This is a genomic window from Streptomyces sp. NPDC057010, from assembly GCF_042673805.1.
Taxonomy (GTDB): Bacteria; Actinomycetota; Actinomycetes; order Streptomycetales; family Streptomycetaceae; genus Streptomyces.
The window spans coordinates 1-21738 of sequence record NZ_JBHUSC010000030.1 but is presented as its reverse complement, the minus strand read 5'-3'; the positions used below and the strand labels follow the sequence as shown (position 1 = coordinate 21738).

Sequence of the window (21738 nt, the reverse complement as noted above, 5' to 3'; positions counted from 1 at the left end):
GCCACCTTGTGGAGCCGTTCCCTGCGGGCCCTCTTCGGGGAGGGCATGTTCGCGGCCGTGGGGGCGCGGCGGCGCGATGACTGGCGCCTGGACGCCCTCGACGTCATGCAGCGGCGGACGGACGATCCGCGTGGCTGGTCGAAGGTTGCCGCGGCACCGGGAGGGGGCGATTACGGCACCGGCCCGGACAGCCCGTTCAGTGCCGTCACGCCAGGAGACTTCAGCAGGGCCTTCCCTGTGTCCAGGAGGGGCGCCGAACAAATCCTGGTCACTCTCCAGGGTGAGTGGTTCCAAACAGAGGACATTCCGGATTTCGATGCGCGAGAGGCCGAGCTGATCTCGCACGCGAGAACGATCCTGGAAAGATTCGGAGAAGACGCGCTGTTCTTTACCAATGAGGTGACGGCGCGAGAGGATCCCCATGCCGATATGTTCCGTCGCGAGGGTGCTTATGAGGGCTTCACCAACCACGTAATGGATTGTGGTGTATTCGCTGTCTCCGCCAAGGAAGTCGGCATCTTCTGGGGCTTCACCATTGACTGAGGATCTCCCGTGCGGATCCGTTCTGCCAGCACCCGGGCTGACCTGAACGCTACTCGTCGCCACAATCAGGAGGTCGCACAGAGCGGTGGTGGGGTGGCTCCGCTCAGAAGCCAATGTCACTGTTTGTGATCCGCTTCGGAGTCGGCGAGGGTGACCAGCGAGCTGTTGAGTAGTAAGCAGGGCGAGACGAAGGCGCAGACCCGTGCTGCGTGAGAGGGGTCAGCCGCCCTTTATAGCCAGTCTCGACGCTTGAAAATTACGTACAAACTTACGCAAACCATCCCCATCAAGCCAACCGCGAAGGGGTATCCAAAGCTCCAGCCCAGTTCCGGCATGGAGTCGAAGTTCATGCCGTAGATGGTGCCAACGAGTGTGGGTGCAAAGAGAATTGCGGCCCAGGCGGAGATCTTCTTGATCTCCTCGTTCTGTTCGAAGCCGGCTTCGGCCAGGGCGCGCATTTCGGCGTTCTGTTGTTGGGAGACCAGGGTGGCGTTGACCGTCAGGATTTCGGTGAGGGCCTGGCGGAAGCCGTCGACGCGTTCGCTGGTGTGGGTGACGTGGTCGGCCACGTCGCGGAGGTAGCGCTGGAGTTCCTCGTCCGTGCCGTATTTCGCGAAGCCCGCCATCAGGCCGTGGAGCATGCCGACCAGGGGGCGGGTGGCGCGCTGGAACTCGACCATTTCGCGGGAGAGTTCGTAGATGCGGCGGGAGACGGCCGGGTCGCCGCGGAAGACCTCCGTCTCGATCTCGTCGATGTCGGTCTGGACGCCCTCGACGACCGGGGCGTAGCCGTCGACCACCGCGTCGAGGATGGCGTACAGGGCGGCCTCGGGGCCGAGGGAGAGGAGTTCCGGGGTGCCCTCCATGCGGCGGCGGACGGCGGAGAGGTCCGGGGCGCCGCCGTGGCGGACCGTGATCAGGAAGTCCGGGCCGACGAAGACGTGGAGTTCGCCGAAGTCGACCTCCTCTTGGGCGTCGAGGTAGCGGGCCGCGCGCAGGACCACGAAGAGGGTGTCGCCGTAGCGCTCCAGCTTGGGGCGCTGGTGGGCCTCCAGGGCGTCCTCGACGGCGAGTTCGTGGAGGTTGAACTCGGCTGCCAGGGAGTGCAGTTCGGGCTCCGTTGGGCGGTGCAGGCCGATCCAGGCCATGCCGTCCGGCTCCTCGCGCAGCCGGCGGAAGGTGTCCGACAGGGTGGCGGGGGAGGCGATCCGGCGGCCGTCGCGGTAGACGGCCGAGTCGATCACGCTGCGGTGGTTCGGGGGAGCGGGGGCGGCCGGTGCGGGGTGCGGGGCGGGTGGCTGCCCGCCCGCCGGGGGCGTGGCGGCCGGGGAGCCGGGGCGGCGCCACCCCGCGCGCTTCGCGGCGGACGGCGGGGTGCGGCGGTCTGGGCGCTCCGACATCGCAGGTCAGCTCCCGGTCGAACGGTCGAACGTCTGTTTATGGGCAATGGGCAGGATATAGGGGAGAAAGCGGCGTCGGGGGCGCTGACGGCCGGGAGTCGGCCGAGTTGCGGACAGGCCTTGTCCGCAAGGGCGGCTAGCTTGCTCGTATGGTCTCCAGGTCAACGCATGCCGTACTCGACAACCGGTCGCTGAACCGTGCCACGCTCGCCCGCCAGCTGCTCCTCACCCGCGCCGAGATGTCCGCCGTGGACGCCGTCGGGCACCTCCTCGGGCTCCAGGCGCAGAACGTGAAGCCCCCGTACTACCAGCTCCACGCCCGCCTCGCCGCGTTCCGTCCCGCCGAGCTGGCCGGGCTCATGGAGTCCCGCGAGGTGGTCCGGATGGTCACCATGCGCTCGACGATCCACACCCACACCGCGCACGACGCGCTGACCCTGCGCCCGCTCGTCCAGCCCGCCCGCGACCGGGAGGTGAACCACTTCCGCAAGGGCCTCGTCGGGGTGGACCTGGACCGGCTCTCCGAGCGCGCCCGCGCCTTCGTCGAGAGCGAGCCGCGCACCATGGGGGAGATCCGCGAGGAACTGCTCGGGCACTGGCCCGGCGCCGACCCGCAGGCGCTGTCCGTCGCCGCCCGCTGCCGGCTGCCGCTGGTCCAGGTCACGCCCCGCGGGGTGTGGGGGCGCAGCGGACAGGTGCGCCTGACCACCCTCGAGCACTGGCTGGGACGGCCCGCCGCGCAGGCACCGCAGCCCGTGGACGAGGTCGTCCTGCGCTACCTCGCCGCCTTCGGACCCGCCTCCGTCAAGGACATGCAGGTCTGGGCCGGACTGACCCGACTGCGCGAGGCCTTCGAGCGGCTGCGCCCCGGCCTGGCCGTCTTCCGGGACGAGAACGGGGTGGAGCTCTTCGACCTGCCCGACGCCCCGCGTCCCGACGCGCAGACACCGGCGCCGCCCCGCTTCCTCCCCGAATTCGACAACCTCCTCCTCTCGCACGCCGACCGCAGCCGAGTGGTCCCCCCGGAGGCCAAGGGGCGTAGCTGGACGGGGAACCAGGCCCACCGCACCCTGCTCGTCGACGGCTTCCTCGCGGGCCTCTGGAGGGAAGAGGCGGGGGTGGTCACCGTGGAGCTGTTCGGGGAGGTTTCGGCCGCGCGGAAGGAGGAGATCGTCGCCGAGGGGGAGTTGATGATCTCTGCGATGGACGGTTCCCAGGATGGTTCCGAGGGCGGTTCCGATGACGGTTCCGGAGGCGGTTCGGGGGGTGAGCCCGGGAGGCGGGGCTCCGTTCGCTTCGGGTCGATTCGCCGCTGACGCCGTCGCGGCCCGTCCGTGTCAGACTGCGGGCATTCATTCGTTACTCGTCAGTCGCTACTCGTCACCCCCCTGAAGTCGCCGCACCGATACAGGAGAGAGCAATGCGGATTCCGATGACCGTCACGGACTTCCTCGACCGGGCGGAGCTGGGCTTCGCCTCCAGCCCCGGTGTCGTCGACGAGCCGAACCAACCCGGGCCGCCCGTACCCGAGTCGACGTACGGCCGGCTCGGCGAGCGCGTACGGGCGTGGCAGGCGGGCTTCGACGCGCTCGGTGTCGGGGAGGGCGAGCGCGTGGCGGTCGTCAGCCACAACTCGGCGCGCATGCTGGAGCTGCTGTTCGCCGTGCCGATGAGCGGGCGGATCTGCGTACCCGTCAACTTCCGCCTCAAGCCCGAGGAGATCGAGTACGTGGTGCGCCAGAGCGGGGCCTCCGTCCTGCTCGTCGACCCCGAGCTGGAGGAGGCACTCGCCGGCATCACGGCACGCCACCGGTTCGTCCTGGGCGCGCAGACCGACACCGAGCTGATGCGGTTCGGCATCGAGCCGCGCCCCTGGTCCCGCCCGGACGAGGACGCCACCGCCACGATCAACTACACCTCGGGCACCACCGCCCGCCCCAAGGGCGTGCAGCTGACGCACCGCAACATCTGGGTCAACGGCCTCACCTTCGGGCTGCACACCCGCGTGTGGGAGCGCGACGTCTACATGCACACGCTCCCGATGTTCCACTGCAACGGCTGGGGAATGCCGTACGTGATGGCCGGACTCGGCGTGAAGCAGGTGGTGTTGCGCAAGGTCGACGGCGCCGAGATCCTGCGCCGCGTCGACGAACACGGGGTCACGCTGATGTGCGGTGCGCCCGCGGTGTGGAACGCGGTGCTCGACGCGGCGGCCGATTGGGAGGGCGAGATCCCGGGCCGCGACCGCGTACGGATCGTCTGCGCCGGGGCCCCGCCGCCGAGCAGGACGATCCAGCGGGTGGGGGAGGAGCTGGGCTGGGAGTTCACGCAGATCTACGGCCTGACCGAGACCTCGCCCCTGCTCACCTTCAACCGGGCCCGGCCCGAGGACGCCGCACTGCCCGCCGAGGAGCGGGCGCGCAGGCTGTCCCGGGCGGGGCTGCCGGCGCTCGGGGTCAAGCTGAAGGTGTCCGGCTCCGGCGAGGTCCTGGCCCGCTCGAACGTCGTGCTCGACGGTTACTGGGACAAGCCCGAGGAGACCTCGGCGGCGCTGAAGGACGGCTGGTTCCACACGGGCGACGGCGGCACGCTGGACGAGGCGGACGGCCACCTGACGATCTCCGACCGGAAGAAGGACGTGATCATCACGGGCGGCGAGAACGTGTCGTCGATCGAAGTGGAGGACACGATCTTCAGCCATCCGGCGGTCGCGGAGGTCGCCGTCATCGGCGTGCCGGACGAGAAGTGGGGCGAGACGATCAAGGCCCTCGTGGTCCTCGCCGAGGGCGCGACGGCGCAGGAGGCCGACATCATCGCCCACTGCAAGCAGCGGATGGCCGGCTACAAGGCTCCGACGAGCGTGGAGTTCCGCGAGGCCATTCCGCGCACGGCCACCGGCAAGATCCAGAAGTTCAAGCTGCGGGAACCGTACTGGACCGGCCTGGACCGCGGGGTCAACTGACGCCCGGCGCCGTACGGGGGCGTGGGGGGCGGGCCCCGCAGCGGCCGGCAGGCCCGGGCCGCCGCCCGGCCGGCGTCGGCGGACCCGGGCGCCCGGGCCGCCGCCAGACCTCCACACCTCCACGCCTCCGTGCGCCCGCGCCCGGCGCGAACCGCGCCGGGCGGTGTCGTACGGGTCCGCCCTACGCGGGCAGGTGCGCCTCGATCGCGGCGATGACCTCGGGGGACTCGGGCTCGGTGCGCGGGCGGAAGCGGGCCACGACCTCGCCGGCGGGGGAGATCAGGAACTTCTCGAAGTTCCACTGGATGTCCCCGGCCTCGCCCTCCGCGTCCGGGACCTTCACGAGCTCCTGGTAGAGGGGGTGCCGGTTCTCACCGTTGACCTCGGACTTCTCCAACATCGGGAAGGTGACGCCGAAGCCGGCCGCGCAGAACGTCTGGATGTCCTCGGCGTTGCCGGGCTCCTGCCCGCCGAACTGGTTGCACGGCACACCGATGACGGTGAAGCCCTTCTCCTCGTACTTGAACTGCAGGCGGGCCAGTCCCGAGTACTGCGGGGTGAGCCCGCACTGCGAGGCGGTGTTCACCAGCAGGATCGCCTTGCCCTTGTGGGCCCCGAGGCTGGTGGGCTCGTCGGACAGGGTGGTCAGCGGGATGTCGTACAGGCTCATCGGGCTCTCCTGGCAGGAAGGGCAACGGCTGGCAAGCAGCGGATAACGCCTCCGAGCGTAGGCGATCGTGATGCCGGGCCGTCGCCCGCTACGCCCCCAGACCGATCAGCTCGTCCGCCGGGTCGTTGACCGGCTGCGGCATGCCCGTGAGGTCCATGACGAAGAGGGGTATCCCCAGGTCGTCCGCGCGGGTGCGGGCGTCCTCCGTATATCCGGCCAGGGAGAAGTAGACGCTGGTCGCGGAGGCCGTGAGTCCGTTCAGCCAGACGCACTCCACCGCCCGCAGCCCGGCCGGCGCCGTGGTCGGGTCCACCTGCGCCACCAGCCCAGGGGCCCGCAGGTCCACGGCCGCCGAGGGGATCGGGCGCCCGTCGGGCTGCCGTACGTCCTGGAAGCCGAGCCAGCGCAGGTACAGCGCGGCGGTGGCCACCGCGTCCCGGGCGGTACGGATGGTCACGGGCCGGAAGGCCGGGCGCGGCACCGGCGCGGTCGGCGGGAGCGGTATGTGCGCCGGCCGGGCGTCGGGGGCGCCGGACCGGGCCTCGCTCCGGGCCTCCGACCCGCCCTCACCCCCGACGGCCGGGCGGGCCGGTCCTTCCGGAGGCCCAGGACGCCCCGGCTCCGCGGAGGCACCCGTACCCGTACCCGCACCCGCGTCCACCGGGTGCACCGGCAGCCGCACCACCGTCCCGCACGACCCGCACCCCAGCTCCGGATGCGGCCACTCGCTCTCCCGCCCGCAGGCCCCGCAGCGCACCGCCACCCAGCTGTCCGACCAGGTCCGGTGGGTCAGCGGTACGGGCGGCGCCGCCAGGTCCAGCGGCGGGCGCACCGGGCTCCCGCAGGCGCAGGGGAAGACCGGGGCGGTGTAGCCGTTCTCGCGCAGGCACGCCGGGCAGCGCACCGGTACCGCTTCCGCCATGAGACCTGGACCCCCTCGTCGCTGTGCGTGGGTCCATGCTCCACCACCTGCCACCGCCGGGGCGAGTGCGCCCGCGGATTCACGCCGATCCGCCCCTCCACTCCCGGACATTTGTGCAACTCGTCGAATGAGATGCGGCATTTGGTGGGTTCCGAGGTGACGCATCGCCTTGACGTGCGCCTGGCTGCCGCTTAGCTTGTTCCGTATAGCAGAACAAAACTTCCGGATGACGGAAAAAGTCTGACCGCCAGACCCGCAGGAGAACCTGATGCCTCGTATGACAGCCGCTGCCGCTGCAGTTGAGATCCTCAAGCTCGAGGGTGTCGAACAAGCGTTCGGCGTGCCCGGTGCTGCGATCAACCCCTTCTACCGCGAGCTCAAGAACGTGGGCGGCATCAGCCACACGCTCGCCCGCCACGTCGAGGGCGCGTCCCACATGGCCGAGGGGTACACCCGTGCCCAGGCGGGCAACATCGGCGTCTGCATCGGTACCTCGGGTCCGGCCGGCACCGACATGATCACCGGCCTGTACTCGGCGATCGCGGACTCGATCCCGATCCTCTGCATCACCGGTCAGGCCCCGGTCTCGAAGCTCCACAAGGAGGACTTCCAGGCCGTCGACATCGCCACCATCGCCAAGCCCGTCACCAAGGCCGCCACCACGGTCCTGGAGGCCGCGCAGGTCCCCGGTGTCTTCCAGCAGGCCTTCCACCTGATGCGCTCCGGCCGTCCGGGCCCGGTCCTCATCGACCTGCCGATCGACGTCCAGCTGACCGAGATCGAGTTCGACCCCGCGACCTACACCCCGCTGCCGGTCTACAAGCCGCAGGCCAGCCGCGCGCAGGCCGAGAAGGCCCTGGGCTTCCTGCTGGAGGCGGAGCGTCCGCTGATCGTCGCCGGTGGCGGCATCATCAACGCCGACGCTTCCGACCTGCTGGTCGAGTTCGCCGAGCTGACGGGCATCCCGGTCATCTCCACCCTGATGGGCTGGGGCACCATCCCGGACGACCACGAGCTGGCCGCCGGCATGGTCGGCGTGCAGACCGCCCACCGCTACGGTAACGCGACCTTCCTGGAGTCGGACACCGTCATCGGTATCGGTAACCGCTGGGCGAACCGTCACACCGGTTACAACATGGACGCCTACACCAAGGGCCGCAAGTTCGTCCACGTCGACATCGAGCCCACCCAGATCGGCAAGATCTTCGCCCCGGACTTCGGCATCGCCTCCGACGCCAAGGTCGCGCTGGAGCTCTTCATCGAGGTCGCGAAGGAGTGGAAGGCCGAGGGCAAGCTGCCGGACTTCTCCGCCTGGGCCGCCTCCGCGCAGGAGCGCAAGGCCACCCTGCAGCGCCGTACGCACTTCGAGAACATCCCCATGAAGCCGCAGCGCGTCTACGAGGAGATGAACAAGGCGTTCGGCCCGGAGACCCGCTACGTCACCACCATCGGTCTCTCCCAGATCGCGGCCGCGCAGTTCCTGCACGTCTACAAGCCGCGCCACTGGGTCAACTGCGGCCAGGCCGGCCCGCTCGGCTGGACCATCCCGGCCGCCATCGGTGCCGCCACCGCGCAGCCCGACGTCCCGGTCGTCGCGCTCTCCGGCGACTACGACTTCCAGTTCATGATCGAGGAGCTGGCGGTCGCCGCCCAGCACAAGGTCCCCTACGTCCACGTCCTCGTGAACAACGCCTACCTGGGCCTGATCCGCCAGGCGCAGGGCAACCTGGGCATCAACTTCGAGGTCAACCTCGAGTTCGAGAACATCAACACCCCGGAGATCGGCGTCTACGGCGTCGACCACGTCAAGGTCGCCGAGGGCCTGGGCGTCAAGGCCATCCGGGTCACCGACCCGGACAAGCTGGGCGAGGCCTTCGAGGAGGCCAAGAAGCTGGCGCAGGAGTTCCAGGTCCCGGTCGTCGTCGAGGCCATCCTGGAGCGCATCACCAACATCGCGATGAGCAAGACGGTCGACATGAGCGACGTCACCGAGTTCGAAGAGCTCGCGACCGAGCCGGGCCACGCCCCGACCGCGATCAAGGCCCTCCAGGTCTGATCCACCGCAGTAGCAGCACACGGCGGCCCCTGCCCCTCCGCGAGGAGGGACGGGGGCCGTTCCGCGTTCGCCCCGCGCCGCCCTATCGGTCCCGCGCGTACTGCGCCCAGAGGGCCAGCTCCCGGCGGGTCGCCTCGGTGTCGGGATGGTCGGGCCCGAGCACCCGTACCTGCTCGGCCAGCAGATGGGTCAAGGAGGTCGCGGCCCCCGCCGCGTCCCCGGCCCGGCCGCGCCAGTGCGCGTGGCCGTAGTGCGCGCCGAAGACGTCGAACCAGTTGGGGCGCGTCACCACCAGCCCCAGGAAGGTCTCCCTCGGGAGCGTGGGCCCGCCCGGCGTGCCCAGGTGCCGCAGCAGGTCGTTCAGCAGGGCCTGGTAGGCGAGGGCGGCTCCGTACGCGTCCCCCGACTCCCCCTGATGGCGCGCGAGCAGCGCGCGGTTCTCGAAGACGCCCGGATACGTCGGCCCGTACCGGTGCTGCTGGAGCGGGATCAGTTCGGCGTAGGCCGCGGCCGCCCCGGCCGCGTCCCCCGCCCGGCCGCGCCAGTACCCCAGGGCGGCCCGCGTGGTGAGGGTGCCTTCGTGCCCGGCGCCGAGGACGCGGAGCTGACCGGCGAGGATCGCCGCGTACGCCGCCGCGGCACCGGCCGCGTCCCCACACTCGCCCTGCCAGTGCGCGACGCGCTCACGGGCCCCGTGGAGGACGGTGGACTCCGGTCCCTGGCGGCGCAGGGCCTCGTCCGCCAGCCGCTCGAAGTGGCGCCGGGCGGCCTCGGCCCCGCCCCCGCCCGCCGTTCCCAGGAACTCGCCGACGCGGAAGAGCAGCGGGTGCACGCCGAGGGGCGAGTCGTCGGCGAAGAGGCTGTCCAGCGAGGCGCTCGAGGAGTAGCGGCGGGCGGTGGTCCACAGGGCGGACTCGGCATGACGCCGCAGTCCATCGGCGCAGGCCACCAGGACCGGCCCGAAACCGGGATCGTCCTGGTACCGGTCGGCCGCGTCCACCAGCATCGAGCCGACGGTCCACGCGAGCTTCCCGGCACGGTGCGCGGGTACCGCCTCGCGGGTCACCCGCTGGAGGACCGGATGCACCCGTACGGAGCGGTGCGGATCCGCCGGCACGTAGCCGATCAGGCCCAGGCGGTCCAGGGCCCGGAGCGCTGCCGTCACGTCCTCGGGGCGGAGCCCGTTCCCGTTCGTGTCGGCGGAAGGCGCCGTACGGTGCTGCTCCAGGTGACGCATGGCGGCCGTGCCGGTGAAGACGGCCTCGGGTGCTCCCTCGGACGGGAGCAGGGCCGCCAGTTCCATCAGGGGGAGTGCCAGTCCTGCCGGTGACATCCGGTCGGCCCGTTCCAGCGACGGCAGCCACGCCTCGTGCACGCCGAAGAGCTGGCCGTCCGGCAGCGCACCGGGACCGGGCACGAGCTCGGCGAGTGGCCTCCCACCATCCCGGCTCAACAGGCGGCCGTACTCGGCGCAGTCGAGGCCCTCCCGCACGAGGTGGGTCACGGCCTGGGACAGCGCCAGCGGCAGCAGGCCCAGCTCCTGGGCCAGCCCCTCCAGCTCCTCGGGCCGCCCGTCGCGCCCGCTCGCGGCCAGGAGCTCGCGGAGGTACGCCGTGGCCTCGGCCGCGGTGAACCCCTCCACGCGTACCACGGCCCGGGCCGGCCCCGGCTGCGCGATGTCCCGGCGCCTGGTGGTGACGAGGGTCTGCCCGTCGGGGTGCTCGGGGGGCCACAGGCCGCGTACGTCGTCGGGGTCGGCCACGCCGTCCAGTACGACCAGCCAACGCCGCCGCGGGCTCCCGGCGTCGGGCCGCAGCCACGCGAGGAACGCCTGCGCGGCCCGCTCGGGCGAAGTGCTGTCGGATCCGGTGATCTCGGCGATGGCCTGCGCGTAGCCGGCGACCACCGCCTCGCGGTCGGCGGCCGTGACCCACACGAGCAGGTCGAGGCGGCCTTCGTCCCACGCCGTACGGGCGAGGTGCGCGGCCTGCTGGGTCTTGCCGGTGCCGGCCGTGCCGACCAGCGGCCCGGAGCCGCCGTCCAGCGAGGCCCGGCGCCGGAAGCAGCGCGCGGCACCGGGGATCGTGCCCACCAGCAGCGGGAAGGCCGCGGGAGCGCGCGAGGCGGCGTGGTACGAGACGTGGTCCGCCCGGCCGACGGCCATGCCGTAGTGCCCGGCCTGGACGGTGTAGGGGTGCGCGGGTCCGGTGGGAAGGGGGCTCTCGGTAGCCGGTCCGTTCAGCCCTGGGACGGAGCCGGCGGGGGAGGGGGGCTGAGGTGGGCACCTCCGTTGATCACCGCGGCGGCGATCGACCCGTGGTCGGCCCTGACGTGCAGGTCCCCGCCGACGGCCAGTCCGGCGTCGCCGGCCGACACCCCGGGTGCCCCGGGCGCGTCGAGCAGTGCGCGCAGCTCCTCGGCGGCCCGGTCGCGCTGGTCGTCCGGGAGGCTCTCCAGCAGCCCCTCGAAGCGGGCCTGCCACATGGCTTCCTCGCGGATCCGGGCCCGTTCCCCGCCCGCGTCGGGGCCGGCCGCGGCGAGCTCGGACGCGCTCCGGTCCAGCCGTACCAGTTCCCCGCTCGCCCGGTCGGTGTCCCCCCGCCCGAACCAGCCGGCCACCCGTGCGCGGAAACCCTCCCAGGCGTCCGTGCCGGCGGCTTGCACCACCGCCGTTCCTCCAGCCGTGGCCAATGCCAACAGTGCTTCCGGCAGCATGAGTCGCCCCCTCCGAACGGATCATCGACGATCTTGAGGAGTCTATCGCCGAAGCCCTCCCGAAGGGCCTGCCCCGAAGGGCCCGCGCGGCCATCCGGACATGACAAAGCGCCGAGTCACGGGACCGTCCGTGACTCGGCGCTCTGGTTGTTACCGCCCGACGGAGCGAGGCTGGCGCGACAGGACGTTCGCACCGCCGGGCGGAGTCGGTTGGGGAGGTGTGCTCCTCCATATACAGGGGACTCTGTGCGTGGCCCCTGTATATAGAGGAGTGGCTGGGACCGTGGCGAGCGGGCGACGAGAACTCCGGCGTCGTCTCCCTCAGGTCAAGAGACGGGCCTCGGAACCCATTACCACCGCACTGGCTCGCTCACCCGCCACGGTCCTCGTCCTGCCCTCACTGCGTACCACCCCTCATCCGGGTAAGCAGCTCGGGCTGGTACCCGGGGCCTGACCTCCCGTCAGGCCCCCGGTACGTTCATGCGGCTCAGGCGTCGCGCAGGGCGCGCACGGCCTCCTCGACGCGGCGGCCGTAGTCGGCGTCCGCGGCGTGGAAGTGAGCCAGGTTCTTCTCGATGACGTCCTCGAGGGTGACCTGAGACAGGCCGCCGGCGATGTTCGCCACCAGACGCTGCTTCTCGGCCTCCGACATCAGGCGGTAGAGCTCACCGGCCTGGAAGAAGTCGTCGTCCTTGGTGTGGGCCGGGGCCGCGTGGGTACCCGTGTAGCCGGAGACGGCCTTCGGGGCGCCGAGCGCGAGACCGGTCTCGGCCGGGCCCTGGTACGAGTTGGGCTCGTAGTTCTTGTCGCTGCGCGAACCGTTGCGCAGCGCCATGACGCCGTCGCGGCCGTAGTTGTCGGCCTTCGTCGCCTTCGGGGCGTTGACCGGCAGCTGGGTGTGGTTCACACCGAGGCGGTAGCGCTGGGCGTCGGCGTACGCGAAGAGGCGGCCCTGGAGCATCTTGTCCGGCGAGGCGGTGATGCCCGGGACGAAGTTGTTCGGGGAGAAGGCGGACTGCTCGACCTCGGCGAAGACGTTGTCCGGGTTGCGGTCGAGGACCAGGCGGCCCACGCGCTGCAGCGGGTAGTCGCTGTGCGGCCACACCTTGGTGAGGTCGAACGGGTTGAAGCGGTAGTCCGCGGCCTCGGCGGCGGGCATGATCTGGACGTAGAGGGTCCAGCTCGGGTTCACACCGCGCTCGATCGCCTGGAGCAGGTCGGTCTGGTGCGAGTTGGCGTCCTTGCCGACGAGCTCGGCGGCCTGGTCGCCCGACAGGCAGCGGATGCCCTGGTTCGTCTTGAAGTGGTACTTGACGAAGAAGGCCTCGCCCTGCTCGTTGGTCCACTGGTACGTGTGGGAGCCGTAACCGTTCATGTGACGGTACGACGCCGGGATACCGCGGTCACCCATGAGCCAGGTGATCTGGTGCGTCGCCTCGGGGGCGTGCGCCCAGAAGTCCCAGACGTTGTCCGGCTCCTGCTTGCCCGTGAAGGGGTCGCGCTTCTGGGAGTGGATGAAGTCGGGGAACTTGATCGGGTCCTTGATGAAGAACACCGGGGTGTTGTTGCCGACGAGGTCGTAGTTGCCCTCTTCGGTGTAGAACTTCAGCGCGAAGCCGCGCGGGTCGCGGACCGCGTCCGCGCCACCCAGCGAGTCGGCCACGGTGGAGAACCGCAGGAAGGTCTCGGTCTTCTTGCCGACCGTGTTCAGGAAGGCGGCGCTGGTGTACGCGGTGACGTCGTCGGTCACCTCGAAGTAGCCGTACGCGGCCGAGCCGCGGGCGTGCACCACACGCTCCGGGATGCGCTCACGGTTGAAGCGGGCAAGCTTCTCAAGGAGCTGCTGGTCCTGGACCAGGAGCGGGCCACCGACGCCGGCGGTGGCGGAGTTCTGGTTGTCGGCGACCGGGGCGCCGGACTCGGTCGTCAGCGTGCGCTTCGACATGGTGACCTTCCGTACGGGTAACTGCTGACGGAAAGTGTCTTCCGCCATGCGGAGCCTAATTTCGGCGAGAACTAAACGTCAACAGTTTGTTGAACAAAGATGGAGAGAGGTAATCCGGACGGTGCCGGCGCTTGGGCGCGACAGGACAGGTGTCAGCACCGGCACCATCCGGAAACTCAGGCCCCCGTGAGGGGGGAGGCGGCCCGGGGGAGCGGGCCGCGGTGGATCAGATCTGGGCGCCGGAGAGGCGCTCGACCGCGCGGAGCAGCGCGGAGTGGTCCAGACCGCCGTCACCCTGGGCGCGCAGCGAGGCGACCAGCTGGGCGACGACCGCGCCGACCGGAAGGGCGGCACCGACGTTGCGGGCGGCGTCGGTGACGATGCCCATGTCCTTGTGGTGCAGGTCGATCCGGAAACCGGGCTTGAAGTCGCGGTTCAGGAAGTTGTCCTTCTTGCGGGTCAGGACCGTGGAGCCGGCCAGACCGCCGTTGAGGACGTCCAGGGCGGCCTGCAGGTTCACGCCGGACTTCTCGAGGAAGACGACGGCCTCGGCGCACGCCTGGATGTTCACCGCGACGATGAGCTGGTTGGCGGCCTTCACCGTCTGGCCGGAGCCGTGCGGACCGCACAGGACGATGACCTTGCCGAGGGCCTCGAGGATCGGCAGGGCCGCGTCGAAGTCGGCCTGCTCGCCACCCACCATGATCGACAGGACGGCCTCGATGGCGCCGGCCTCGCCGCCGGACACCGGGGCGTCGATGACGCGGATGCCCTTCTCGGCGGCGTTCTTCGCCAGGTCGATCGAGGTCTGCGGGGTGATCGACGACATGTCGATGATCAGCGCGCCGGACTTGGCGTTCTCGAGGATGCCGTTCTCACCGTAGGAGATGGCCTCGACCTGCGGGGAGGCGGGCACCATCGTGATGATGACGTCGGCGTCCTTGACGGCCTCGGCGATCGAGCCGGCAGCGGTACCGCCGGCGGCGGCCAGGCGCTCCAGCTTGTCCTGCTCCAGGGTGAAGCCGGTGACCGAGTAGCCGGCCTTCAGGAGGTTCTCGGCCATGGGGGAGCCCATGATGCCGAGACCGATCCACGCGATCTTGGGGAGGTTGCTCATGATGAGGGTCCTTCTCTTAATGCTTCGTACGAAAAGTGCGTGAGGTGCCTGGCCGATCGCCCGGACTTTGTCCTCTTACTTGGCGGCGCGGGCCTCGGCCGGCAGCCACTCGAAGGACGCGGCAGCGTCGGCGGCCTTGTACTCCAGGCCTACGTAGCCCGCGTATCCGGCCTTCTTCAGCTGGTCGAGCAGCTCCTCGAGGGGCAGCTCGCCGGTGCCGGGGGCACCACGGCCGGGCTTGTCCGCGATCTGGACGTGGCCGGTCTTGGCGGCGTACTTTTCGATGACCTCGGAGAGGTCCTCATCGTTCATCGCCAGGTGGTACAGGTCGAGCAGGAACTTGGCGTTCCCGAGACCGGTGGCCGCGTTGACCTTGTCCACGATCTCGATGCCGGCGGGGGCGCTCACCAGCGGGTAGAGCGGCGACTCGGGCTTGTTCAGGGTCTCGATCAGGAGGATCGCGCCGACGCGGTCCGCAGCGCGGGCCGCCACGACGAGGTTCTCCAGGGCGAGCTCGTCCTGGACCGCCGGGTCCACACCCTCGACGCGGTTGCCGTAGAGGGCGTTCAGCGCCTTGCAGCCCACCGACTGGGCGAAGTCCGCCGCGATGTCGACGTTGGCGCGGAAGCGCTCCGACTCCTCACCGGGAACCGAGACCGCACCGCGGTCCGGGCCCGGCAGCTGGCCGGCGTAGAAGTTCAGGCCCACCAGCTGGGTGCCGGCGTCCTCAAGAGCCTTCTTGAGGGCGTCGAGCTCCTCCTGGGCGGGGGTGGGGGTCTCGATCCAGGGCCACCACAGCTCGACCGCCGTGAAGCCGGCCGCGGCGGCAGCCGCGGGACGCTCCAGGAGCGGGAGTTCCGTGAAGAGGATCGAAAGGTTTACATCGAAGCGCTGGTCCGTGTATCCCATGAGGGGTGTGCGCTCCTTCCGTATTGCGGAAGTTAGTTTCTGCTTGATGGAAGACTGCATGGAGGTTTGCGCGGCTGTCAAGTACGGACTCCCGAAAAGCCCCGACCGCCGGGTAGCTTGGCCAGCGTGCGATTGAGAGTGGAGTTCACGACCGAGCCCTTCGATCTCGAAGAGGCCCCTGCCCATGCCGTGGCCGCTCGCGAGGTCATCCAGAAGGCCCAGCTGGACGCGGTGGACGTCGGCCCGTTCGGCAACACCGCGGAAGGCGATGCCGAACGGGTGATCGCCGCGGTGGGCGCGCTGCTGCGCGACTCCCTGGAGGCCGGTGCCACGCGGGTGTCCCTCCAGGTCAATGTGCTCGGGGAGGAGACGCCGTGACCGAACCCCGCGACCACCCCTTCGTCACCGCGGTCAAGCCGCTGGTGGACGCCATGGGCGGCGAGCTGATGGATCCGGCCCTGGCGCAGCCCGACGACGTCGTGCTCAGCTGGGAGGGCCAGGACCTGCTGGCCGTGCGCCTGCCCCAGCTCTCGGACTCGCTGGACCACATCCTGGCCGCGCTGGAGCGCCGGCACGGCGTACCGTTGTCCCAGCTCGACCGGAAGTCCAAGCAGGACGTCGTACGGATACTGGAGGCGCGAGGCGCCTTCTCCGTGCGGCATGGCGTGGAAACGGTCGCGGGCGCCCTGGGTGTAAGCCGCTTCACGGTTTACAACTACCTCAACCGGGAAAATCCCAACAAGACCGCCCAAGAGTGAAGCCAAGAGTGAACGCAGCCTGACTCACGGTGACGAGCCGCCGCCCAATTCATCCGGGCGGCGGCTTTTGTGTACGGGAAGTTTCAACAAAGTGTTGACGCCGTGTTGTCGAGGGCGTTAGCTATGCGCAGCCCGTCAAAGCAACAACAGGCCACGGAGGCCTACCGTGACTTCGAGTCCGACCCCGGGTCTCACCCGGTTCAACGCCTTGGACGACAGCGCGGCCACGGCCGAGCTGCACGAGGTGTGCGCCAGTTCGGCATGGGGCAGCAAGCTGCTCGCCCAGCGCCCCTTCACCAGCGCCGAGTCCCTGTTCGCCGCGAACGAGTCCGCCATGGCGGAGCTCACCGCGGAGGACCTGGGCGAAGCGATGGGAGGCCACGCGCCGATCGGCCGGCCGAAGCCGGGAGACCCGACCTCCGCCCGCGAGCAGCGTGGCATGGCCGGTGCCTCGGAGGAGCTCAAGAACGAGCTCCTCGAACTGAACCTGGCGTATCAGGAGAAGTTCGGCCACGTCTTCCTCATCTGCGCCACCGGTGCGACCGGTGAGTTCATGCGGGACGCGGTCAAGGTCCGGATCGACAACTCGCCGGAGCAGGAGCGAGAGATCGCTCGCGGTGAGCTTGTCAAGATCAACAAGATCCGCCTGACCCGACTCGTAGAGGGAGAGTGAGCATGAGCACCGAGACCACCGCGTCGGTGTCCACGCACATCCTGGACACCAGCATCGGCAAGCCCGCCGAGGGCGTCGCCATCGCACTGTCGGCCCGTACGGGCCTCGACGGCGAGTGGGCGGCCCTGGGCGGCTCCGCCACCGACGCCGACGGGCGCTGCAAGGACCTGCCGGCCCTGCCGGAGGGCACCACACACGTGCGTCTCGACTTCGAGACCGAGACGTACTTCGCAAAGAAGCAAGCCGAGGCGCAGCAGGACGCCCCCCGCGTAAGGGACAGCGGTTCGTTCTTCCCCGAGGTCACCATCACCTTCGCGGTGAACCCGGGCGAGCACTACCACGTACCGCTGCTGCTCAACCCGTTCGGCTACTCCGTTTACCGAGGGAGCTAGCATGGCCACGATTCTGGGCCAGAACCAGTACGGCAAAGCAGAGAACCGCGTCGTCAAGATCACGCGGGACGGCGACACGCACCACATCAAGGACCTGAACGTCTCGGTCGCCCTCTCCGGCGACATGGACGACGTCCACTACTCCGGCTCGAACGCCAACGTCCTGCCGACGGACACCACCAAGAACACGGTGTACGCGTTCGCCAAGGAGTACGGCATCGAGTCCGCCGAGCAGTTCGGCATCCACCTGGCGCGCTGGTTCGTCAACAGCCAGGAGCCGATCCAGCGCGCGCGCATCCGGATCGAAGAGTACGCCTGGGACCGGATCGCCACCTCGGACGCCAACTCCAAGTTCATCGGCGCCGACGAGGTGAACCACTCCTTCGTCCGCAAGGGCATGGAGACCCGCGTCACCCAGATCACGTACGACGGTCAGAACTGGGAGGTCATCTCCGGCCTCAAGGACCTGATCGTCATGAACTCCACGAACTCCGAGTTCTGGGGTTACGTGAAGGACAAGTACACGACCCTGCAGGAGGCGTACGACCGCATCCTGGCCACCCAGGTGTCGGGTCGCTGGCGCTTCAACTGGACCGACGACGAGCAGCGGATGCCCAACTGGGAGAAGTCCTACGCCGAGACCAAGAAGCACATGCTTCAGGCCTTCGCGGAGACCTACTCCCTGTCGCTGCAGCAGACCCTGTACCAGATGGGTTCGCGCATCATCAACCACCGTTCGGAGATCGACGAGGTCCGCTTCTCGCTCCCGAACAAGCACCACTTCCTCGTCGACCTTGAGCCGTTCGGCCTCAAGAACGACAACGAGGTCTACTTCGCCGCGGACCGCCCGTACGGTCTGATCGAGGCCACTGTTCTCCGGGACGGCGTCGACGCCCGTATCCCCGTGGACATGACCAACCTCTAAAGCGCGGCACGCGCGTCCCGGGGCTCCGCAGTGGCCCCGGGGCGCGACACACCCCCCAACTTCCTGAATCGGCACCCGGACGCAACATACGGGGCGGCAGTACTGTCAGCTGTCAAGGCCCCCGGCTCCGGCACTCAAATCCCCTGGGTTTTGCCGTGCCCGCACCGCCACTGAAAGCACGAGGAAGTCCCATGGCAGCATCGGCAGCCCATGACAGCGCCGTAGAGCGCATCGTCATCGAAAACTGTGCGATCGCGACCGTCGACGCGAACGACACCGAGTACGCCTCGGGTCACATCGTCATCGCCGGCAACAAGATCGAGTCCATCGGCGCGGGCAAGGCCCCCGAGAACCTCGAGAACGTAGTCCGCCGCATCGACGGCACCGGGCACCTCGTGACCCCCGGTCTGGTCAACACGCACCACCACTTCTACCAGTGGATCACGCGTGGCCTGGCCACCGACCACAACCTCTTCAACTGGCTCGTCGCGCTGTACCCGACGTGGGCGCGCATCGACGAGCAGATGACGTACACGGCCGCCCAGGGCTCCCTCGCGGCGATGGCCCGTGGCGGTGTCACCACCGCGATGGACCACCACTACGTCTACCCCAAGGGTGCGGGCGACCTCTCCGGCTCGATCATCCGCGCCGCCTCCGAGATGGGTGTCCGCTTCACCCTCGCCCGCGGTTCCATGGACCGCAGCGAGAAGGACGGCGGCCTGCCGCCGGACCACGCGGTCGAGACCCTCGAGGGTGCCCTCGCGGACACCGAGGCGACCGTGAAGAAGTACCATGACGCCTCCTTCGACGCGATGACCCAGGTCGCCGTCGCCCCGTGCTCCCCCTTCTCGGTCTCCACCGAGCTGCTGAAGCAGGGCGCCGAGCTGGCCCGCCGCCTGGGTGTGCGCATGCACACGCACGGCTCGGAGACCGTCGAGGAAGAGAAGTTCTGCCACGAGCTCTTCGGCATGGGCCCGACCGACTACTTCGAGTCGACCGGCTGGCTCGGCGAGGACGTGTGGATGGCGCACAGCGTCCACATGAACGACTCCGACATCGCCGCCTTCGCCCGTACCAAGACCGGTGTCGCGCACTGCCCGTCCTCCAACGCCCGTCTGGCCGCCGGCATCGCCCGCGTCCCGGACATGCTGGCCGCCGGCGTCCCGGTCGGCCTCGGCGTGGACGGCACCGCCTCCAACGAGTCCGGTGAGCTGCACACCGAGCTGCGCAACGCGCTGCTGATCAACCGCCTGAACCCGGTCCACCGCGAGGCCGCGCTCAACGCGCGCCAGGCCCTGCGCCTCGGCACCTACGGTGGCGCCCAGGTCCTCGGCCGCGCCGACAACATCGGCTCGCTCGAGGTCGGCAAGTGCGCCGACCTGGTGCTCTGGAACCTGAACACCTTCCTGCACTCCTCGATCGCCGACCCGGTCACCGCGCTGGTCTTCGGTGCGGCCGCCCCGGTGACCGCCTCGTTCGTCAACGGCAAGCAGATCGTCGAGAACAACCGACTGCTCTTCGCCGACGAGGACGCCATCGCCGTGTCCACGCGGGAAGAGGCCCAGCGCCTCGCGCGGATCTCCGCGCAGGCCTGACCCCCACGGAGTCCGGCCGGGGGGGACGGCCCCCGGCCGGTAAGCCGCGGACCCGAGCGGGGTCCGTCGGCAGCCGTTCCCGGGAAGCGCCTGAGGATCATCCGAGGGCGCGCCCGGGGGCGGTTACTCGTGCCAGCCATGTGATGCGCATGATGCGCAGCGATCACCTCGCGCCACTGCCACGGCACCGCCAGCTTCGGATCTGGCGACGACACACCGCGGAATCGGTTTGGGCGAATCGTTTCTGCACCCCTTGGGACAAGCATTCGCACCACCCACAACTCCATACAGGCTCGACTCGCACAGCTTTCGTAGCACCTCCATGACACCCACGTCCCTGCCGACGTGTTTAACCGACCGGAGGAAGCCGTGGCCTCAACGCCCAGGTTTCGCAAAGATGCAGTCGCAGTACCGGAGGAGAAGCACCCGGTCGACGAGACCCTGCCTCCGCTGAAAATGTTCACGAGCGGTCTCCAGCACGTGGCCGCCATGTACGCGGGTGTCGTAGCCCCGCCCATGATCGTCGGCCCGGCCGTCGGGCTCTCCGCCACCGAGACAGCCTTCCTGATGGGCGCCTCGCTCTTCACCGCAGGGCTCGCCACCCTCCTCCAGACCCTCGGGTTCTGGAAGATCGGCGCCAAGCTCCCCTTCGTCAACGGCGTCTCCTTCGCCGGTGTGACCCCGATGATCGCCATCGGCAAGGGTGAGGGGGACAACGCCATCCCCATCATCTTCGGCGCGATCATCGTCGCCGGAGTCCTCGGGTTCTTCGCAGCCCCCTACTTCGGCAAGCTCGTCCGGTTCTTCCCGCCGGTCGTCACGGGCACGGTCATCACCCTGATCGGCGTCTCGCTCCTGCCCGTCGCCTTCAACTGGTCGCAGGGCGGGAACCGCACCGCGACCGACTACGGCTCGATGAAGAACATCGGCATGGCCGCCGTCACGCTCGTCATCGTCCTGTTGATGCGCAAGTTCCTGCGCGGCTTCCTCCAGCAGATATCGATCCTGCTGGGCCTGGTCGCCGGCACGCTCATCGCCCTGCCGCTGGGCATGACCAACTTCGACGCCGTGAAGAACGCCTCGGTGGTCGGCTTCCCGACCCCGTTCCACTTCGGCGCCCCGCAGTTCCAGGTCGCGGCCATCATCTCGATGTGCATCGTCATGCTCGTCTGCATGACCGAGTCCACCGCCGACATCCTGGCGCTGGGCAAGATCGTGGGCCGCCCTGCGGACGCGAAGACCATCGAGGGCGGTCTGCGCGCGGACACCCTCGGCAGCGCGCTCAGCCCGCTGTTCAACGGCTTCATGTGCAGCGCCTTCGCCCAGAACATCGGGCTCGTCGCCATGACCAAGGTGCGCAGCCGGTTCGTCGTCGCGGCCGGCGGCGGCATCCTGATCCTGCTGGGCCTGTGCCCGATGGCGGCCTCGGTCATCGGTGTGGTCCCGCTGCCGGTCCTCGGCGGCGCGGGCATCGTCCTCTTCGGTTCTGTCGCGGCCAGCGGCATCCAGACCCTGGCGGGCGCGGCCATGGAGAAGGGCGAGAACGCTCTGATCGTCGCCGCTTCGGTCGGCATCGGCCTGATCCCGATCGCCGCGCCGGACTTCTACCACGCCTTCCCGAAGGACCTCCTCGTCGTCCTCGACTCCGGCATCAGCACCGGCTGCGTGGTGGCGATCCTGCTCAATCTCGGCTTCAACCACCTCGGTGCCAGGAAGGGTGCGGGCTCTGCGGCCGGCGCGGAGCCGGTGCCGGTGCACTGACCCGGGCACGGCCCGGCCAGGCCGGCCGGGCCGTAGCCGCCTGAACGATCGCGGCGGTGCGCACGCCACCCACTGCGGGTGTGGCGTGCGCACCGCCGCGCCGTCGTTTCCGCCCCCGGGGCGGGCGCCCTTGCGGGTGCCCGCCCCGGGGGTGCTGCCGTTGCGCTCGCGGTCGCTCTCAGGACCTCGCCGTAGGCGATCAGAAGGGCCAGGGGAGCGGAATCGGGAGCGGGGGCAGCGGGATGGGGATGGGGAGCGGAATCTTCGGAGGCTTCGGGATCGGGATGGGGAGGGGGATCTTCGGGATGGGGGGCAGGGGGATGGGGATCTTCGGGGGCGCCGGGATCGGGAGCAGCATCGTGATCATGTTCGGCGCAGCAATTGGCAGCCGGCCG

The 21738-nt window shown here is 69.6% G+C and carries 20 protein-coding genes; 11 read left to right on the top strand and 9 right to left on the bottom strand.

Going from position 1 to position 21738, the window contains the following annotated elements; genetic code table 11:
- The first annotated feature begins 45 nt into the window (after positions 1 to 45).
- Positions 46 to 543 (top strand): hypothetical protein, encoded by a 498-nt coding sequence (locus tag ACFTXQ_RS23530; protein WP_382643804.1) that lies wholly within the window; start codon positions 46 to 48, stop codon positions 541 to 543.
- Between the two features lie 230 nt (positions 544 to 773).
- On the opposite strand, the gene ACFTXQ_RS23525 is transcribed toward ACFTXQ_RS23530, so the two are convergent.
- Positions 774 to 1943, bottom strand: coding sequence for a magnesium and cobalt transport protein CorA (locus tag ACFTXQ_RS23525; protein WP_382643802.1), 1170 nt, complete (start codon positions 1941 to 1943; stop codon positions 774 to 776).
- 149 nt (positions 1944 to 2092) lie between these two features.
- Between ACFTXQ_RS23525 and ACFTXQ_RS23520 the strand changes: the two genes are divergently transcribed.
- Both ACFTXQ_RS23520 and ACFTXQ_RS23515 read left to right on the top strand, forming a co-directional pair.
- Entirely contained in the window at positions 2093 to 3259 is a 1167-nt protein-coding gene (locus ACFTXQ_RS23520; RefSeq protein WP_382643800.1) for a winged helix DNA-binding domain-containing protein, read from the top strand.
- 104 nt (positions 3260 to 3363) lie between these two features.
- Positions 3364 to 4905, top strand: a complete 1542-nt coding sequence (locus tag ACFTXQ_RS23515; protein ID WP_382643798.1) for an AMP-binding protein — start codon at positions 3364 to 3366, stop codon at positions 4903 to 4905.
- Between the two features lie 181 nt (positions 4906 to 5086).
- On the opposite strand, the gene ACFTXQ_RS23510 is transcribed toward ACFTXQ_RS23515, so the two are convergent.
- Positions 5087 to 5575 carry a glutathione peroxidase gene (locus tag ACFTXQ_RS23510; protein ID WP_382643796.1) on the bottom strand — a complete coding sequence of 163 codons (489 nt, stop codon included), beginning with the start codon at positions 5573 to 5575 and terminating at the stop codon, positions 5087 to 5089.
- A gap of 88 nt (positions 5576 to 5663) precedes the next feature.
- The gene (locus ACFTXQ_RS23505; protein WP_382643795.1) at positions 5664 to 6497 is read right to left on the bottom strand and encodes a hypothetical protein; all 834 of its coding nucleotides are present in this window, start codon (positions 6495 to 6497) and stop codon (positions 5664 to 5666) included.
- Positions 6498 to 6765: 268 nt separating this feature from the next.
- On the opposite strand from ACFTXQ_RS23505, the gene gcl reads away from it, so the two are divergent.
- Positions 6766 to 8553: a glyoxylate carboligase gene (gcl, locus tag ACFTXQ_RS23500; protein WP_382643793.1), complete on the top strand. Its 1788-nt coding sequence runs from the start codon at positions 6766 to 6768 to the stop codon at positions 8551 to 8553.
- A gap of 82 nt (positions 8554 to 8635) precedes the next feature.
- Here the strand turns inward: gcl and ACFTXQ_RS23495 are convergent, their stop codons facing one another.
- From ACFTXQ_RS23495 to ACFTXQ_RS23475, 5 genes are all read right to left on the bottom strand, one after another.
- A complete protein-coding gene (locus tag ACFTXQ_RS23495) occupies positions 8636 to 10717 on the bottom strand; it encodes a tetratricopeptide repeat protein (protein WP_382643791.1) in 2082 nt (693 codons plus the stop codon).
- Positions 10718 to 10791: 74 nt separating this feature from the next.
- Complete coding sequence (locus ACFTXQ_RS23490; RefSeq protein ID WP_382643789.1) at positions 10792 to 11268, bottom strand: hypothetical protein; 477 nt, start codon at positions 11266 to 11268, stop codon at positions 10792 to 10794.
- A gap of 487 nt (positions 11269 to 11755) precedes the next feature.
- Positions 11756 to 13213, bottom strand: a complete 1458-nt coding sequence (locus ACFTXQ_RS23485; protein WP_382643787.1) for a catalase — start codon at positions 13211 to 13213, stop codon at positions 11756 to 11758.
- 226 nt (positions 13214 to 13439) lie between these two features.
- The gene (locus ACFTXQ_RS23480; RefSeq protein WP_382643785.1) at positions 13440 to 14330 is read right to left on the bottom strand and encodes a 2-hydroxy-3-oxopropionate reductase; all 891 of its coding nucleotides are present in this window, start codon (positions 14328 to 14330) and stop codon (positions 13440 to 13442) included.
- A gap of 75 nt (positions 14331 to 14405) precedes the next feature.
- On the bottom strand, positions 14406 to 15239 hold the full coding sequence (locus ACFTXQ_RS23475; RefSeq protein ID WP_382643783.1) for a TIM barrel protein: 834 nt from the start codon (positions 15237 to 15239) through the stop codon (positions 14406 to 14408).
- Positions 15240 to 15365: 126 nt separating this feature from the next.
- Here ACFTXQ_RS23475 and ACFTXQ_RS23470 point away from each other — a divergent pair, with 126 nt between their 5' ends.
- From ACFTXQ_RS23470 to ACFTXQ_RS23440, 7 genes are all read left to right on the top strand, one after another.
- Positions 15366 to 15617: a thiamine-binding protein gene (locus tag ACFTXQ_RS23470; RefSeq protein WP_382643781.1), complete on the top strand. Its 252-nt coding sequence runs from the start codon at positions 15366 to 15368 to the stop codon at positions 15615 to 15617.
- Complete coding sequence (locus tag ACFTXQ_RS23465) at positions 15614 to 15997, top strand: helix-turn-helix domain-containing protein (protein ID WP_382643779.1); 384 nt, start codon at positions 15614 to 15616, stop codon at positions 15995 to 15997. The genes ACFTXQ_RS23470 and ACFTXQ_RS23465 overlap by 4 nt, the downstream gene beginning before the upstream one ends.
- A 166-nt stretch (positions 15998 to 16163) precedes the next feature.
- A complete protein-coding gene (gene uraD / locus ACFTXQ_RS23460; RefSeq protein WP_382643777.1) occupies positions 16164 to 16670 on the top strand; it encodes a 2-oxo-4-hydroxy-4-carboxy-5-ureidoimidazoline decarboxylase in 507 nt (168 codons plus the stop codon).
- Positions 16671 to 16672: 2 nt separating this feature from the next.
- Positions 16673 to 17062 (top strand): hydroxyisourate hydrolase, encoded by a 390-nt coding sequence (gene uraH / locus ACFTXQ_RS23455; RefSeq protein WP_382643774.1) that lies wholly within the window; start codon positions 16673 to 16675, stop codon positions 17060 to 17062.
- Between the two features lies 1 nt (position 17063).
- Positions 17064 to 17987 (top strand): factor-independent urate hydroxylase, encoded by a 924-nt coding sequence (pucL, locus tag ACFTXQ_RS23450; RefSeq protein ID WP_382643772.1) that lies wholly within the window; start codon positions 17064 to 17066, stop codon positions 17985 to 17987.
- Between the two features lie 191 nt (positions 17988 to 18178).
- Positions 18179 to 19582, top strand: a complete 1404-nt coding sequence (locus ACFTXQ_RS23445) for an 8-oxoguanine deaminase (RefSeq protein WP_382643770.1) — start codon at positions 18179 to 18181, stop codon at positions 19580 to 19582.
- 369 nt (positions 19583 to 19951) lie between these two features.
- Positions 19952 to 21343, top strand: coding sequence for a nucleobase:cation symporter-2 family protein (locus ACFTXQ_RS23440; RefSeq protein ID WP_382643768.1), 1392 nt, complete (start codon positions 19952 to 19954; stop codon positions 21341 to 21343).
- Positions 21344 to 21542: 199 nt separating this feature from the next.
- Here ACFTXQ_RS23440 and ACFTXQ_RS23435 read toward each other — a convergent pair.
- A partial coding sequence (locus tag ACFTXQ_RS23435) for a hypothetical protein (RefSeq protein WP_382643766.1) occupies positions 21543 to 21738 on the bottom strand: 196 nt, incomplete at its 5' end.